At 55.9% G+C, this 16,635-nt stretch carries 11 protein-coding genes; 5 read left to right on the plus strand and 6 right to left on the minus strand.

Annotated elements, in window-relative coordinates; translation table 11 throughout:
* Entirely contained in the window at positions 1-1,437 is a 1,437-nt protein-coding gene (locus M2406_RS19760; protein WP_012146359.1) for a HAMP domain-containing sensor histidine kinase, read from the minus strand.
* A gap of 795 nt (positions 1,438-2,232) precedes the next feature.
* Complete coding sequence (purL, locus tag M2406_RS19765; protein ID WP_259191079.1) at positions 2,233-6,123, minus strand: phosphoribosylformylglycinamidine synthase; 3,891 nt, start codon at positions 6,121-6,123, stop codon at positions 2,233-2,235.
* A gap of 279 nt (positions 6,124-6,402) precedes the next feature.
* On the opposite strand from purL, the gene mltF reads away from it, so the two are divergent.
* On the plus strand, positions 6,403-7,863 hold the full coding sequence (gene mltF / locus M2406_RS19770) for a membrane-bound lytic murein transglycosylase MltF (protein WP_026142494.1): 1,461 nt from the start codon (positions 6,403-6,405) through the stop codon (positions 7,861-7,863).
* On the opposite strand, the gene tadA is transcribed toward mltF, so the two are convergent.
* Entirely contained in the window at positions 7,864-8,409 is a 546-nt protein-coding gene (gene tadA / locus M2406_RS19775; RefSeq protein WP_375189166.1) for a tRNA adenosine(34) deaminase TadA, read from the minus strand.
* Between the two features lie 150 nt (positions 8,410-8,559).
* On the opposite strand from tadA, the gene M2406_RS19780 reads away from it, so the two are divergent.
* The gene (locus M2406_RS19780; RefSeq protein WP_259191080.1) at positions 8,560-9,612 is read left to right on the plus strand and encodes a DUF2157 domain-containing protein; all 1,053 of its coding nucleotides are present in this window, start codon (positions 8,560-8,562) and stop codon (positions 9,610-9,612) included.
* A 147-nt stretch (positions 9,613-9,759) separates the two neighbouring features.
* Positions 9,760-10,911 carry an L-threonine dehydrogenase gene (gene yiaY / locus M2406_RS19785; protein ID WP_218218632.1) on the plus strand — a complete coding sequence of 384 codons (1,152 nt, stop codon included), beginning with the start codon at positions 9,760-9,762 and terminating at the stop codon, positions 10,909-10,911.
* A gap of 39 nt (positions 10,912-10,950) precedes the next feature.
* Here yiaY and yfhb read toward each other — a convergent pair whose 3' ends face one another.
* Genes yfhb through murQ form a run of 3 tightly spaced genes read right to left on the minus strand, consistent with a single transcriptional unit; the run spans position 10,951 to position 13,891 of the window.
* Positions 10,951-11,607: a phosphatidylglycerophosphatase C gene (gene yfhb / locus M2406_RS19790; protein ID WP_115184004.1), complete on the minus strand. Its 657-nt coding sequence runs from the start codon at positions 11,605-11,607 to the stop codon at positions 10,951-10,953.
* Between the two features lie 3 nt (positions 11,608-11,610).
* A complete protein-coding gene (locus tag M2406_RS19795; protein WP_135345062.1) occupies positions 11,611-12,978 on the minus strand; it encodes a PTS transporter subunit EIIC in 1,368 nt (455 codons plus the stop codon).
* A gap of 19 nt (positions 12,979-12,997) precedes the next feature.
* Positions 12,998-13,891, minus strand: a complete 894-nt coding sequence (gene murQ / locus M2406_RS19800) for an N-acetylmuramic acid 6-phosphate etherase (protein WP_115184002.1) — start codon at positions 13,889-13,891, stop codon at positions 12,998-13,000.
* A gap of 174 nt (positions 13,892-14,065) precedes the next feature.
* Here murQ and M2406_RS19805 point away from each other — a divergent pair, with 174 nt between their 5' ends.
* Together M2406_RS19805 and M2406_RS19810 are read left to right on the plus strand one after the other, a co-directional pair.
* Positions 14,066-14,914 carry a MurR/RpiR family transcriptional regulator gene (locus M2406_RS19805; protein WP_012146368.1) on the plus strand — a complete coding sequence of 283 codons (849 nt, stop codon included), beginning with the start codon at positions 14,066-14,068 and terminating at the stop codon, positions 14,912-14,914.
* Positions 14,915-15,050: 136 nt separating this feature from the next.
* Positions 15,051-16,589: a phosphoethanolamine transferase gene (locus M2406_RS19810; protein ID WP_259191081.1), complete on the plus strand. Its 1,539-nt coding sequence runs from the start codon at positions 15,051-15,053 to the stop codon at positions 16,587-16,589.
* Positions 16,590-16,635: the final 46 nt, after the last annotated feature.

Below are 16,635 nucleotides of genomic sequence, written 5' to 3' on the forward strand. Positions count from 1 at the left end.
TTATTCATTCTCGGCGGTTAATGGCAATTCAATACGGAAGCAGACGTCGGTGCCGGCGACTTCAACCAACTGCAGTTCGCCACGCATGCGGCGGATACAATCCTGCGCAATGCTCAGCCCCAGACCGCTTCCTTTTACCGCCCCTTTTCGCTGGTGACTACCCTGGAAAAAAGGCTCAAAAATCATGGTTCTCTCGGCTTCGGGGATCGGCGTGCCGCTGTTGGCGACATCAATCTGCACCCGTTGCCCAACCTGACGGCTGCGGATCCAAATGTTACCGGATTCCTTGCCGTAGTGCACCGCATTGGAGTAGAGATTATCCAGCACGCGCATTAATAGCGTAGGCTCTGCCCAGCATATTTCCGCATCCAATTGGATCTCGGTGCGGATCAATTTTGCCCGGGCCGGCAAACTGTGTGCCGCCACCACCATTTCGACCATTTCTTTCAGCTCGACATTCTCATGCTCTGCCGGGCCATCGGCCAGTTTGCGGTTGTAATCCAGCAGTTGTTCAATCAGTTGCTGCAGGTGGCGACTGCTGCCGTCGAGAATGGTCACCACCTCTTTTTGATCGGAGGTCAGCGGACCGGCCACTTCGTCCGCCAGCAATTCGGTGCCCTCACGCATGCTGGCCAACGGCGTCTTCAGCTCATGCGAGATATGGCGCAGGAACTCATGGCGCTGCGACTCCAGCCACGCCAGACGTTCACTCAGCCAAATAATGCGCTGAGCCAGAGAACGCAGTTCACGCGGCCCTTTGAAAGAGTCGGTACTGCCCAACGCCCGACCTTCCCCCAGGCGGTTGATCATTCGCTCTACCGCTTTTACCGGGCCGATAATCATCCGGGTGAATAACACCACCAGCATTACGCTGACCAGAAACAGCATCAATGCCTGCCAGCCGAAGAACTGACCGCGCTCGGCAATCGCCTGCTGTAACTGCTGGCCGCGAGAGAACACCACGGCGCGCGTGGCCTGCACCATTTCGGCATTGGAACGCGAGAATGACTCCAGCAACGTCGAAGCCTGTGCGTCCGGGCCGCTGCTTTGGCATTTAATCGCCGCAAGCTGGGTCAGCAGATCGCGCAAGGTTTGATAATAGCGTTCATCCGGCAGGATCGGCGCGTGGGCATCGAGCATCTGTGAATACTGTTTGCGCTGGTTTTGGTACAACCGCGCCAGAGTGGGATCGACCAGTACGCAATACTGGCGGTAACTGCGTTCCATTTCCAGCGCCACGCTGGTCATTGCCTCACTGCGTCGCGCATCCACCAGCGTGGTGCGGTTGATGTCTGCCGCCTGCGCGCTGAGGTGATCCAAGCTCTGGTAAGCCTGATAGGCCAGCACCAGCAGTGGCAGCAGCACCAGCAGGAACGCCATCAGCACCAGTTGGCGCAGCGATCGGGGAAATAAACGCCATCTTTTCAATGAAATCATCTCACTGTCTCTAGTTGCTCCGATGCTAACCGAGTCGCCGATGAGAGGAAAGCCCGGTGTTCAGCGCAGCGTCAGGAAAATACCGTCAAGTGGGCCTTGGGCAGAAGTTTGCGTTTGGATCTGTCGCTAATGAAAGAGGGGTAAACAGGACTTTGAAGATTTGACGCTGGGGCAGAGCTGCCCCATCGCAAGAATGTGTGGATGCCCTTGAATCTCGTCCCCAGGGTGATGTAGCACATGGCTGGCATCGAACAGGACGAATAGCATCCGTACGTATCCGGGATTGATGAACACTCATCACAGTTGGATACAGGCGGTGCCTCACTCCACGTGTCGCCCGATGCTTGATAAAGCGCTTGCGCGTCTGTTATCGGTTTGGTTGGACGATAGGCACCATTTCTTTGGCATCATTCGGAGGCTTATGAGGCAACAATTCCGTCTAAATACGGGGCCGTCATAAATAGTTGAATGAGCAACTGGGCAGAATAATGCACTTAGCGTGCCAACTTTTCAAGTTATTTTTAACTCATTGATATTTATGAATAAAATATTTATTCACTGTCAAAACACACAAATTAACCGCGTATCCGGCGAAGAAAAAAACGCCACCCTGTCGCCAAAAACCGACAACTTAAGCCAATTAATTTTACACCATTACAAATCAATGAGTTATGTGTCTCTTTTTAGAGACAGTTAAAATAGCCGCTGTCGCAAAATACCGACAACCCTCAGCAGGCAGCGCAATAAAAAGGGGCGCAATCTCTTGCGCCCCTCAGGCTACCGCTAAATGCTCGCTTAACCCAGTTGCTTACGGGCGTTGCGGAACATACGCATCCACGGGCTGTCTTCGCCCCACTCTTCCGGATGCCACGAGTTGCTGACGGTGCGGAATACCCGCTCCGGATGCGGCATCATCACCGTCGCACGGCCATTGCTGCTGGTCACTGCGGTGATCCCGTTCGGTGAACCGTTCGGGTTGGCTGGGTAGGTTTCCGTGACCTGACCGGCATTATCGACAAAGCGCAACGCCACCAGGTTATGGTGCTCCAGAGCCGCCAGATGTGCAGCATCGCGCACCTCGACGTACCCTTCACCGTGCGAGACGGCGATCGGCATGCGTGAACCCGCCATACCCTGCATGAACAGCGACGGGCTGGCCGCCACCTCCACCAGGCTGAAACGCGCTTCAAAACGGTCTGACAAATTGCGTACGAAACGCGGCCAATGTTCAGCCCCTGGGATCAGGTCGCGCAGGTTCGACATCATCTGGCAACCGTTACACACGCCCAACGCCAGGGTCTGCGGACGGTGGAAGAAGGATTCGAACTCATCACGGACGCGATCGTTGAACAGAATAGACTTCGCCCAGCCTTCACCGGCACCCAATACGTCACCGTACGAGAAGCCGCCGCAGGCCACCAGCGTATGGAAGTCCTGCAGGTCGCGACGGCCTTCCAGCAAATCGCTCATATGCACGTCTACCGCATCAAAACCGGCGCGATGGAATGCTGCCGCCATCTCAACGTGAGAGTTAACCCCCTGCTCACGCAGTACCGCCACTTTAGGACGTGCGCCCTTGGCGATGTACGGCGCAGCAATGTCTTCTTCCGGAGCAAAGCTCAGTTTGACGTTCAGACCAGGATCGCGCTCATCCTGCTTGGCCTGGTGTTCCTGATCGGCACATTCCGGGTTATCACGCAGACGTTGCATCTGCCAGGTGGTTTCCGCCCACCAGGTGCGCAGCGTGGCGCGGCTTTCGCTGTATACCGTTTTATCGCCCTGTGTGATCACAAAGCGATCGCCAGTCTGCACGCTGCCGATGTGATGAACATTGTCCGTCAGGCCGTGCTGAGCAAATACCTGCTGTACCGCTGCAAGCTGGTCAGCCGTAACCTGGATCACTGCGCCCAACTCTTCGTTGAACAGCGCAGCCAGCGCATCGTCGCCCAGCGCTTTGATATCCACCTGCACGCCGCAGTGGCCGGCAAACGCCATTTCCGCCAACGTAACCAACAGGCCGCCGTCGGAACGGTCGTGATAAGCCAGCAGCGCGCGATCGGCCACCAACTGCTGCATGGCGTTAAAGAAGCCCGCCAACTGCTCAACGTTGCGCACGTCGGCCGGTTTGTCGCCCAGTTGACGATAAACCTGCGCCAACGCAGTGGCACCCAGCGCGTTATGGCCGTTACCCAGGTCGATCAGCAGCAGTGCGCTGTCGCCCTTATCGGTACGCAGTTGTGGCGTCACGGTGTGGCGGACATCTTCTACACGAGCAAAACCGGTGATCACCAGTGACAGCGGCGAGGTCATTTCGCGCTGTTCGTTGCCTTCCTGCCAGCGGGTTTTCATCGACATCGAGTCTTTGCCCACTGGAATAGTGATACCCAGCGCCGGACAAAGTTCTTCGCCCACCGCTTTCACCGCTTCATACAGACCGGCGTCTTCACCCGGGTGACCGGCTGCCGCCATCCAGTTAGCGGAAAGCTTCACGCGTTTGAGCGAACCGATTTCGGTCGCGGCCAGGTTGGTCAGCGCTTCCCCGACCGCCAGGCGGCCAGAGGCAGCGAAGTCCAGCAGGGCTACCGGCGCACGTTCGCCGATCGACATCGCTTCACCGTAATAGCTGTCCAGGCTGGCGGTGGTAACCGCACAGTCGGCCACCGGGATCTGCCACGGGCCGACCATCTGATCGCGTGCCACCATACCGGTCACGGTACGGTCGCCAATGGTGATCAGGAAGGTTTTCTCTGCAACCGCCGGCAGATGCAGTACGCGGTTGACCGCATCATTCAGGGTGATCTCGTCACGCTGCAGCGGCTGGCCTTTGGCCTGCAGACGAGTCACGTCACGCGTCATCTTCGGCGTTTTGCCCAGCAGCACGTCCAGCGGCATGTCGATCGGCTGATTGTCGAAATGGCTGTCGTTCAGCGTCAAATGTTGTTCTTCGGTGGCTTCACCGATCACCGCATAAGGCGCACGCTCACGGCGGCAAATCTCGTCAAACTGCGCCATCTGCGCCGGTGCAATCGCCATCACATAACGTTCCTGCGATTCGTTACACCAGACTTCCAGCGGACTCATGCCCGGCTCATCGTTCAGAATATCACGCAGTTCGAAACGACCACCGCGGCCACCGTCGCTGACCAGTTCAGGCATGGCGTTGGACAAGCCACCGGCACCGACATCGTGGATAAACAGAATCGGGTTTTGTTCGCCCAACTGCCAGCAGCGGTCGATCACTTCCTGGCAACGACGTTCCATTTCCGGGTTGTCGCGCTGTACCGAAGCGAAATCCAGATCGGCATCAGACTGGCCGGAGGCCATGGATGATGCCGCGCCGCCGCCCAGGCCGATATTCATTGCCGGGCCACCCAGCACCACCAGTTTGGCACCGACGGTGATTTCAGCTTTCTGCACGTGGTCGGCGCGGATGTTACCGATACCGCCCGCCAGCATGATCGGCTTGTGGTAGCCACGCAGTTCTACGCCGTTATGGCTGTTGACCTGCTCTTCATAGGTACGGAAATACCCCACCAGCGCCGGACGGCCGAATTCGTTATTGAACGCCGCACCGCCCAATGGGCCGTCGGTCATGATGTCCAGTGCCGTCACAATGCGGTCTGGCTTGCCGAAATCCTGCTCCCATGGCTGTTCAAAACCGGGAATACGCAGGTTGGAAACCGAGAAGCCTACCAGACCGGCCTTGGGTTTGGCACCGCGGCCAGTCGCGCCTTCGTCACGGATCTCGCCGCCGGAGCCGGTAGCCGCACCCGGCCATGGGGAGATCGCCGTTGGGTGGTTATGAGTTTCCACCTTCATCAGGATATGAGCGGCTTCCTGATGGTAGTCATACTGGCCGCTTTCCGGTGCGGCGAAGAACCGACCGACCTGCGAGCCTTCCATCACGGCCGCGTTGTCTTTATATGCCGACAACACGTAATCCGGCGTCTGTTCGAAGGTATTTTTGATCATTTTGAACAGCGACTTCGGTTGCTGTTCGCCGTCGATGATCCAATCGGCATTGAAAATTTTATGGCGGCAGTGCTCGGAGTTGGCCTGCGCGAACATGTAGAGTTCGATATCCGTCGGGTTGCGCCCCAGACCGGTAAAGGCATTCAGCAGATAGTCGATTTCGTCTTCGGCCAGTGCCAGGCCCAGCTTGAGGTTAGCCTGCTCCAGCGCGCTGCGCCCTTCCCCCAGCATATCGACCCTCTGGTAAGGTGCCGGCTGATGCTGAGCGAACAGTTGCTCCGCCTGTTGCAGGCTGCTGAAGACGGTTTCCATCATGCGGTCGTGCAACAACGTGGCAAGCTGCTGCCATTGGGCTTCGGTCAGCGCCTCTGCTTTGACGTAGAACGCCAGACCGCGCTCCAGCCGCAGCACCTGCTTCAAACCGCAGTTATGGGCAATATCGCTGGCTTTGGAAGACCACGGAGAAAGGGTACCCGGACGCGGCGTCACCAACAGCAGGCGGCCTTCAGGGGCATGTTCGGCGAGAGAGGGGCCGTACTTGAGCAGGCGCGCGAGCTTGGCGTGCTCTTCGGTATTTAACGGTGCGCTAACATCAGCAAAGTGGACGTACTCGGCGTAGATATCACTGACCGGAAGTTGAGCGTCCTGGCAGCGGGACAGCAGTTTGGTAACACGAAAAGCCGACAAAGCGGGCGAACCACGCAGTATTTCCATAATCAAAGTTCTCTCGTCTTCGAAGCAACTGACTTCAGCACTTCATTGGGCGCAACAGGGGGAAAACGCGCGCCATTATAGAGAATCTACGCCGCCGACGAAACCGTTTGCGTAGCTATTATTGATAAAAGCTCTCCGCCCCCTCGAATTGTCATAACGTGTCAATAAAGTTGCGCGCTGGCGTTTTGTTGCGCAAAATGCCCCGGCACTGTTGATTTAACCATAAGAAAAGACTGGTCAGCCGTCGGCAGTGCATGTGTGCCACCACTGGATAACTATTTGAAACGCCTTAAAATAAACTACATTCTAATCGGTGTTGTTACCTTGCTTCTGGCGCTCGCCCTGTGGCCCAATATTACCTGGCGCGGCGGTCAGGGCGGGCAACTCGAAGAGATCAAATCGCGCGGAGAGTTGCGTATCAGTACGCTAAACTCGCCGTTGACCTATTTCACCACCAAGCAGGGGCCGAGTGGTCTCGACTACGAGCTGGCAAAACGCTTCGCCAACTACCTGGGCGTGAAACTGGTGGTGATCCCGCACAAGAACATTAATGACCTGTTTGACGATTTGGACGATGACGATGCCGACCTGTTGGCCGCCGGTCTGATCTACAATCAGGATCGCCTCAGCCGTGCGCGCACTGGCCCGGCTTATTATTCCGTTTCCCAACAGTTGGTTTATCGCCTGGGTACGGCTAGACCGAAAACCTTTGCTGATATTAAAGGCAAACTGGCGGTGGCTTCCGGCTCGGCACACGTCAGCACCCTGAAACAGCTCAAGCAAAGTAAATTCCCGGATCTCAGTTGGGAAGCCTCCAGCGATCTCACCTCCAAAGAGCTGCTCGAGCAGGTGGCCGACGGCAAGCTGGATTACACCCTCGGCGATTCCGTTACCATCGCGCTGCTGCAACGCATCCACCCGCAATTGGCAGTGGCGTTCGACGTCACCGATGAAGAACCGGTCACCTGGTATCTGAAACGCGGCACCGATGACAGCCTGTATGCGGCAATGCTGGACTTCTACAGCCAGATGGTGGATGACGGCACGCTGGCGCGGCTGGAAGAGAAGTACCTCGGCCACGTAGGCAGTTTCGATTACGTCGATACCAAAACCTTCCTGTCCGCCATCGATTCGGTGCTGCCGACCTTCCGTTCGCTGTTTGAAAAGTACGCCAGCGAGATCGACTGGAAGCTGCTGGCGGCCATTGCCTATCAGGAATCGCACTGGAACCCGCAGGCAACCTCACCGACCGGCGTGCGTGGCCTGATGATGCTGACACGAGCCACCGCCGACGGTCTGGGGGTTAACGATCGTCTCGATCCCGAGGAAAGTATTCAGGGCGGTGCCCTCTACCTGCAAAGGCTAATGGCCAAGGTGCCCGACAGCGTGCCGGAAGATGAACGTATCTGGTTCTCACTGGCAGCCTATAACATGGGCTGGGGCCATATGCTCGATGCCCGCAAACTGACCAAAATGCAAAAAGGCAATCCGGACAGCTGGGTCGACGTCAAACAGCGTCTGCCGATGCTCAGCCAGAAACGCTATTACCCGCAATTAACCTACGGCTATGCGCGTGGGCGCGAAGCCTATAACTACGTGGAAAACATTCGCCGCTATCAGGTCAGTCTGGTGGGTTATTTGCAGGAAAAAGAGAGAAAGGCGGCACAGGAAGCGGCCGAACAGGCTGACCTGGGGAAAGGTTATCCGGCCGTTACGCCGGAACTGGCACTGAATTTCTGATTATTCCGGCTTGTTATCTACATCGGTGCGCTGCGCTTGTTTCAACGCCTTTTGCTGCTCACGACGCATGCGGAAAAAGTTGCTCAGCGTAGCGGCGCACTCCTCGGCCAGCACGCCGGACAGGATCTCCACCTGATGATTCATGCCGGGGTGGCGCAAAATATCCACCAGCGACCCTGCCGCACCGGTTTTAACATCGGCCGCGCCGTACACCAACCGACGAATACGGCTGTGCACCATAGCGCCTGCACACATCACGCAGGGTTCCAGAGTCACGTACAGGGTAGCATTCAGCAGACGGTAGTTCTGTAGCACCGCCCCGCCCTGCCGTAACGCCATGATTTCCGCATGCGCCGTCGGATCGTGGCGGCCAATCGGTCGGTTCCAGCCTTCGCCTATCACCTGATTATCCAGCACCAGCAATGCCCCTACCGGCACCTCGCCCTCTTCCTGCGCACGCAGGGCCAACCGCAATGCCTGACGCATCCAGTACTCATCATTATATTCAGTCATTGCATCATTCCTCGTGCACTTTGCGGCGGGCATTATACACAGTAGGGGCGCTGCATGCTGCGCCCGTGTTAGCCGGGGCGAATATATTCGCCCCCTACAGGTGGGAGCAAAGTTGAACTCTGCAGCTTGAAATACAACGGGTATATACTGATTGAATAACGGTGTTTTTCAGGGACAGGAAACATGAAATTCAGCAAAAAAAATGCCGCCGTGGTGCGAAAAGCACTGGACGGTTGGGTGGGTGAAGGCGCGCTGACCCCACAACAACAGCAACAGCTGCTGCAGCATGTAGAAGTGCAGCCCTTCGACTGGCGACGACTGGCGCGTTATGCATTTCTCGCGGCGCTGGCTTCGCTGGTGATAGCCATCAGCAGCCTGTTCGCCGACAGCGAGCTGCTTTACCACTTGAGCGAATTGTTCCGCTTCGACGCACCGGTGCGCATGACTATCGCTGCCGTAGTAGCCGCACTTTGCTATATCTGGGCGCTGCGTCGCCGTCGTCGCCATCCGGAAAAACGCTACGGCAATGAGGCGGCGCTGTTCGTTGCCGTGCTGTTTACCGCCTGTGCCCTGTGGCAGATGGGCGTCTGGCTGGATAACGGCAGCGGCCGGGTTTCACTGCTGCTGATATTCGCCGCCCTATTGTATGGGGTGATCGGCTGGTTCAGCCGTTCCGGGCTGGTATGGTGGTTTGCCCTGCTGTCACTCGGCAACGCCTTCGGCGCCGAAACCGGTTATATGTCCGGCTGGGGAGCTTATTGGCTGGGCATGAGTTTCCCGATGCGCTTTATTGCCTTCGGGATGGTCCTGATCGCCGCGGCTTTGCTGTTACGACCGCTGCTCGCCAGTCGCGGGCTGGAACGAGTTTCCCTGGCGATGGGCTTGTTGTATCTGTTTATTGCCCTGTGGTTGCTGTCAATCTTTGGCAACTATGGTGACCTCGACAGTTGGTACAACGCTCGTCAAATAGAACTGTTGCACTGGAGCCTGTTGTTCGGCCTGGTCGCCGTCGGCTGCATTTGGCTGGGGCTAAAACGTGACGACGGCATGCTGCGCGGGTTCGGCCTGACTTTCCTTGGCATTAACCTCTATACCCGCTTTTTCGAGTTTTTCTGGGGTGCGATGCCAAAGGCGATTTTCTTTGTGCTGCTCGGTCTGAGCCTGTGGGCATTAGGCCACTACGCTGAAAAAATATGGCAACTGGGCCGCAAACCGCACGACCTGACCGATGATTAACATCCGGCCACGTCTGCAGCGCAGCTAACAACAGGGTGGTTTAAAAGACAACGGGTATACCGCGAAATTGCGATAGATCATAAACGCTTAATAATTAGCGTAGTAATGTTTGAGGCAAGCAATAAAGCTTTTATCAAGGAGTGACTTATGGCTGCCTCAACTTTCTTTATCCCTTCCGTCAATATGATTGGTTCCGGCTGTCTGGACGAAGCGGCAAAGACCATGAAACAACAGGGATTGCGCCACGCATTGATCGTGACCGACAAAGTGTTGAATAACATCGGCGTGGTCGCCCAGGTTCAACAGTTACTCGTCGCGCAACAGATTGAAAGCTGCGTTTATGACGGTACTCACCCTAACCCAACTACCCTTAACGTGAAACAGGGCCTGGCGCTGCTGCAAGAACACCGCTGCGACTGCGTGGTTTCTCTTGGCGGCGGCTCACCGCACGACTGTGCCAAAGGCATCGCGCTGGTCGCGACCAACGGCGGAGAGATCAAGGATTATGAAGGTGTCGATCGCTCCGCCAAACCGCAGTTGCCGATGATTGCCATCAACACCACTGCCGGCACCGCGTCTGAAATGACCCGTTTTTGCATCATCACCGATGAAGCACGCCACATCAAAATGGCGATTGTCGACAAGCACGTCACCCCAATCCTGTCGGTCAACGACCCGCACCTGATGGCCGGTATGCCGAAAGGCCTGACCGCCGCCACCGGGATGGATGCATTAACCCACGCGATTGAGGCTTACGTTTCCAGCGCCGCCAACCCGATTACCGATGCCTGTGCGCTGAAAGCCGTCACCATGATTGCCGAATCGCTGCGCGACGCGGTCGCCGACGGCAGCAATATGCAGGCGCGTGAAAATATGGCTTACGCCCAGTTCCTGGCCGGAATGGCCTTCAACAACGCTTCTCTCGGTTATGTGCACGCCATGGCGCACCAGCTTGGCGGTTTCTACGATCTGCCTCATGGGGTATGTAACGCGGTGCTGCTGCCGCACGTGCAGGAGTTCAACGCCCGGGTTTGCGCGCCACGGTTGAAAGACGTCGCCGTCGCCATGGGGCTGGATGTGAAGCATCTTAACGACCCACAGGGCGCTGCTGCATGTATCGCCGCCATTCGTTTGCTGGCAAAAGACGTCGGCATCCCGGCTGGGCTGCTCGATTTAAAAGTGAAAGAACAGGACTTCGATACGCTGGCGGCCAATGCTTTGAAAGATGCATGCGGTTTCACCAACCCGATACAAGCCACCCACGAACAGATCGTCGCCATCTTCCGCGCGGCAATGTAATTATCCAAAATAGCAAAAGGGCGGATATCCGCCCTTTAGTTATTCCAACTGCTGCAGCTCACCCAGCTTACTGACCCGCCAGCGGTGCTCGCAGAAATACAGCAAAGGGTTATCCTGCTTGCTGTCGCTGTAGCCGCTATATAACTTCAGCGGCGCGCCGAGACGCTGTTCCAACTGGGTCACCTTCTGTACCCCCAGGCAACGCAGAGCCAGCACCCAACCACCGTAACGCCGTAAAATACGGCTGCCCACCAGGTGGACCTGCGGCAGAAAAGCAGAGTCCTGATACACCTGCTCCACCAGACGCTCCGGCGAACCGGTAATCAGCCATACCTGCGCATCATGCGCCTCGAGGTACTGGCGCAAACGCATTTGCACCACCGGGAAAGCGGTCACCTTATCGCGGAAATAACTGACAAAACGCTGTTCCAGCGCCTTTAAGCGGGCCTCCGAGCGACCAAAGGTAATCGACCACAGCAGCACGCTCATCGGCCAGCGGGCAGCACGGCCCATCACCAACAGCGTCAGCCCGACAACCGGCAACAACGGTACCACCAGCAACAGATTCAATGGCAGATGGCGCAACAAGAAACGCAAGAAACTGCCAAACATGTCTTCCTGATGCAGCGTGCCGTCCAGATCAAAGAACACCACACGGCGGCCTTCCGCGGCCTGTTGGCTCTGTTTCTCGCTCAAGCGCTACTCCTCAGGATCGTTGAATCCCATTATCCAGGTGAAAATAAATCCAGCGGCAATGGTAATCACCAGACCCGTCAGATACAACATCACCTTACCCGAGACAATGGTTAACGCCAAAGGTAAACCCGAGATACCGAAGGTGATCACCGTCGCCACCTTCCAGTAGCTGATCAGCGCCCCGCCCACGGCACCGCCGAGACACGCGGCGACAAAGGGCCTCCCCAGCGGCAAGGTCACCCCGAAAATCAAGGGCTCGCCAATGCCGAGAATACCGACCGGCAACGCTCCCTTGATCACCTTTTTCAGCCGTGCATTACGGGTTTTCATTAATACGGCCAGCGCAGCCCCGACCTGACCAACACCCGCCATCGCCAAAATCGGCAGCAGTGGGTTGGAACCATGTGCCTGCACCAGCTCGACGTGGATCGGCACCAGCCCCTGATGCAAACCGGACAGCACCAACGGCAGAAACAGCCCGGACAGCACTGCCCCCACCAGCAGGCCCCCTTTGTCGATAGCCAGGTTAGCGCCGTGGGCGATGGCATCCGAAATATAGCCGCCCAGCGGCTGCAGGATCACAATCGCCAACGATGCGGTCACCAGCGTGGTGATCAGCGGATTGAGGATCAGCTCGATCGACTCCGGCAGCCAATTACGCAGCCGCTTTTCAACCCAGCACATCAACGCCACCACCAGCAGCACTGCAATCACCCCGCCACGGCCAGGCTGCAACGCCTCACCGAACAAAGTGATTTGCGCCAATGCCGGGCTGGAGAGAATACCGGCCATCACGCCGCCCATAGCCTGAGAACCGCCAAACACCCTGGCGGCGTTAACCCCGACCAGAATATTCATGATGGCGAACACGGCGCTGCCAAAAATTGCCAGCAGTCCCAGCACGTTAGGGTAATTTAGCGCCAGTTCGCCGGCAATATCCGGCCGTTTCAGCAGGTTGATGATGCCGGTAATCAGACCGGAGGCGATGAACGCCGGGATCAACGGAATAAAGACATCGGCCAACTTTTTCAGCGCGCCGCTCATTGGCGCAGCATACTTTTGTTTGGCTTGTGCCTTGTTACGGGCGACGTCATCTCCGCTGGCCACGGCAACCGGTGCGCCGGTGAGCAGTGAACGCATGGCATCGACCACCTTGGCAGCGGCACCCGGCCCAACAATAAACTGATGCTGTTCGCCCTGTTTGATATAGCCCTTAACACCCGGTAACTGCTTGAGCGCCGCCAGGTCAAGGCGTTGCTCATCGCTAACCTCGACACGTACTCGTGTCATGCAGTTCTCCAGCCGGAGGATATTCCCCTCGCCGCCAATGCCCGCCAGAATCTGTGTCGCCAGTGCCGTTGTCTTGTCCATCGCCCGCCCCAGGTGTGGTTTAGCGCGTCAATGCCGCGCGCAAATAGCCGTCATGCTGTTGTAAGCGCTGCTGCGCCTCTTGTGCGTCGATACCGGCCAGGATCATCAGGATTGCCGGTTTGACTTCAAAACCGGTCTGCGTCAGCGCCGCTTCGGCCTGACTGCGCTCGGCACCGGTGGCTTCCACCACGATGCGGCAGGCACGATCCACCAGTTTTACGTTGGTGGCCTTCACGTCCACCATCAGGTTTTCATAGACTTTACCCAGTTTGACCATCGCCCCGGTCGACAGCATGTTCAGCACCAGTTTCTGCGCAGTGCCAGACTTCAGGCGCGTCGAACCGGTCAGGGCTTCCGGCCCCACCACCGGTGAAATCGCCACCTGCGCCTCATGGGCGATTGGCGAATCCGGGTTACAGGAGATCGCCGCCGTCGGACAGCCCAATTGGCGTGCATAGCGCAGTGCACCAATCACATAAGGTGTTCGCCCGGATGCTGCCAGCCCTACCACCATATCGGTAGCGGTCAAATCCAGCGCGACAAGGTCAGCCTCGCCCAGCGCCGCATCATCCTCCGCACCTTCCACCGCTTTGAGCAGCGCGCCCGGGCCACCGGCAATCAGCCCGATCACCATGCCATGCGGCACGCCGAAGGTCGGCGGACATTCGGAAGCATCCAACACCCCAAGGCGGCCGCTGGTGCCGGCCCCCAGATAAATCAACCGCCCACCGGCCTTCAACGCCGCGGCCGCCAGATCCACCGCTTGTGCGATGGCCGGCAAAACTTTTTCAATCGCCTCCGGTACCTTGCGGTCTTCCTGGTTAAAACAGCTCACCATCTCCAGCGTCGACATCTCGTCGAGCCCCATGGTGGCCGGATTGCGGGTTTCAGAGACTAAAGCGCCCAAGTTCATTTTTTCACCTTTGAATTTTTAATTCACAAACTTAAATCATTATTTGAATATTTTATTCAACAAAGCGAGCGCTTTTTGCTATTTTAGAGACTGGCTCACAAAAAATTTTCACTGCGCGTTTTCGCCATCACCGTGGCAGAATAGCGTCTGGTTTCCAGGGATATATCAATATCAATGAGTACCCTTCTTCGTATTCGCCAGATGTATCCAACGCTGGCTCAAAATGATCGCAAGCTGGCGGACTTTCTGCTGCATAACGCCGAGCAGGCGCGCCATCTCAGTTCGCAAAAGCTGGCCCAACTGGCTGGCATCAGTCAGTCGAGCGTGGTGAAGTTTGCTCAGAAGATGGGCTACAAAGGCTTCCCGGCACTAAAACTGGCGCTAAGCGAGACCCTGGCCCAACCGCAGACAGCCCCCGTAGTTACAGTACATAACCAGATCCTCAGCAGTGATGCCTTGAAAACCGTTGGTGAAAAACTGTTGGTAGAAAAGCAGGCAGCGTTGCGCGCCACGCTGGACATTAATAGTGAGGAACGCCTGCATCAGGCACTGGAAATGTTGCGTCAGGCGCGAAGGGTTATTTTGTTGGGGATTGGCGCTTCCGGCCTGGTCGCCAAAGACTTCTCCTATAAGTTGCTTAAAATTGGCGTGATGGCAGTGGCCGAGCAGGATATGCACGTCCAGTTGGCAACGGTTCAGGCGCTGGACAAGCGGGATTTGCTGTTGGCCATTTCGTTCAGCGGCGAACGACGGGAAATCAACCTGGCGGCGGAAGAAGCCCGCCTGGCCGGTGCTAAAGTACTGGCGCTGACCAGTTTCTCACCGAACGGCCTGCAGCAACGTGCCGACCACTGCTTATATACTATCGCCGAAGAACCCAACACCCGCAGCGCGGCCATCTCTTCCAGCACCGCTCAATATGCCCTCACCGATCTGCTGTTTATGGCCTTAATTCAACACGATCTTGATCATGCCCGCGATAGAATAAAACACAGCGAACAGTTAGTGAAAAAACTCGTCTGAGTCGTATAATGCCCATGCCACAAATACCAGAATATAAAAAACTCATCTAAAAAATAGAGTACGTGGCGTTTATTGTTTAAATTCCGCCCAGAATTTAATCAGGCATGGACAGCAATATATTGATAATCGAGTTTTTATGAAAACACATACAGCAATTTTAAATAAAACCCACATACTCGCAACATCCCCCGTGGCACGTCACTTTTTGCTCTTCGTTGTCGTTTCGTTGATATTAATAAAGGCGATGGGATATAGCGGCGCCAAAGGGATCGATATCCTGTTTCTTTCCCTTAGCCTGTTATTATTATCCGCAATCCCCCTCACTCGATATTTTCTGGTTATCCCCTATATTATATTCTGTGCCATTTATGCCCCCGTCGGCGTGATCTACGGCCCACCTTCCGTTCCCGTGGTGTCGGCCCTGTTTCAAACCAACCGGGCGGAAGCCATTGAGTTTCTGCACGCTATACCTGCCGGCTGCTACCTGTTACCCAGCGCCACACTGCTCACGTTGTTTATTCTTGCTCGCTATAGCTGGCAGCGGCCGCTCCCGTTAAAAAAATTATTGCCATTTTTGGTGATTTTTATCGTTTTGCTGTTCGCCAGAATACTCAGTGGGGGAGTGGAAAATCTTAAATTAGTGAATTTCTTTTCCTCGCTAATTTCTTCGTACCAGAGCTACAACCAACAAATAGCAGAAATTGAAGCCGGTACGCATTCCCAACCCAGCTGGAACGTCGATAGCGCAAAGAGTAACGAGGCTAACTATGTCATTGTGGTTGGCGAAAGCATGCGCAGGGACTATATGTCATTATTTGGTTATCCGACGCCAACGACCCCTTTTCTGGATCACGTGAACGGGACATTTTACAGTAATTATATTTCCACCGCGCCGAACACCTTCGAATCCTTGCCAAGAACCCTGGCATTGAGCGACGGAAAAACACATCATATTGCGGATAATATTATCACCCTGGCAAAAGTCGCAGGACTGCATACCTATTGGTTTTCCAACCAAGGGTTGATTGGCCAATTTGATACGCCGATCTCCAAAATAGCCATGTTTAGTGATGAGCATCAGTTCCTGAAAAAAGGAGATTACCAATCACGCAATACCGATGACGATGAACTGCTGCCACTGTTGCAAACGGCACTGGCCCATAATGGCGTGGGGAACCTGTATGTTCTGCATATTATGGGATCTCACTCGGACTTTTGCGAACGCCTCGGCGGTGAGCCACCGGCTTTCACCAGCGATAATTCCGAGCTAGGTTGTTACCTGTCGACCTACCGCAAGACAGATCGATTTATCGAGCATGCTTATCAAATGCTGCAAGAGACTCACTCTCCCTTTAAATTATTCTATTTCTCTGACCACGGTCTTTCTCACAGAGATATTGACGGCAAGCTGTATCTACGCCATGGCGGCAATAATCGGCAGAATTATGAGGTGCCACTGCTGGTGCTTTCTGATTCCGACCGACAGCGAACCCTTATTGAGGATCCGCACAGTGCCTTTGACTTTCTCAGTCTGTTTGCCCAACAGGCTGGGATTACCCTCACCCAACCACAATTACACGCAGCGGTGACTGCGCAAGGCACACGGCATGTCTTCAATGGTCAGGAAATGGTTGATTTTGATCAGTTGGCCAACGACCCGCCGGAGTTACTATGACGGCCCGGTTAAGCGCATCTGCTGCTACAGGTGAAAAAACGCCCGG

The sequence above is a fragment of the Serratia sp. BIGb0163 genome (assembly GCF_024809935.1).
Taxonomy (GTDB): Bacteria; Pseudomonadota; Gammaproteobacteria; order Enterobacterales; family Enterobacteriaceae; genus Serratia; species Serratia quinivorans.

Excerpts from the sequence above, each read along its gene's own strand:
- M2406_RS19760 (WP_012146359.1), bottom strand. The coding sequence starts at position 1,437 with ATGATTTCATTGAAAAGATGGCGTTTATTTCCCCGATCGCTGCGCCAA.
- purL (WP_259191079.1), bottom strand. The coding sequence starts at position 6,123 with ATGGAAATACTGCGTGGTTCGCCCGCTTTGTCGGCTTTTCGTGTTACC.
- tadA (WP_375189166.1), bottom strand. The coding sequence starts at position 8,409 with ATGCCCGCCGCAAAGTGCACGAGGAATGATGCAATGACTGAATATAAT.
- M2406_RS19780 (WP_259191080.1), top strand. The coding sequence starts at position 8,560 with ATGAAATTCAGCAAAAAAAATGCCGCCGTGGTGCGAAAAGCACTGGAC.
- yiaY (WP_218218632.1), top strand. The coding sequence starts at position 9,760 with ATGGCTGCCTCAACTTTCTTTATCCCTTCCGTCAATATGATTGGTTCC.
- M2406_RS19795 (WP_135345062.1), bottom strand. The coding sequence starts at position 12,978 with ATGGACAAGACAACGGCACTGGCGACACAGATTCTGGCGGGCATTGGC.
- murQ (WP_115184002.1), bottom strand. The coding sequence starts at position 13,891 with ATGAACTTGGGCGCTTTAGTCTCTGAAACCCGCAATCCGGCCACCATG.
- M2406_RS19805 (WP_012146368.1), top strand. The coding sequence starts at position 14,066 with ATGAGTACCCTTCTTCGTATTCGCCAGATGTATCCAACGCTGGCTCAA.
- M2406_RS19810 (WP_259191081.1), top strand. The coding sequence starts at position 15,051 with ATGAAAACACATACAGCAATTTTAAATAAAACCCACATACTCGCAACA.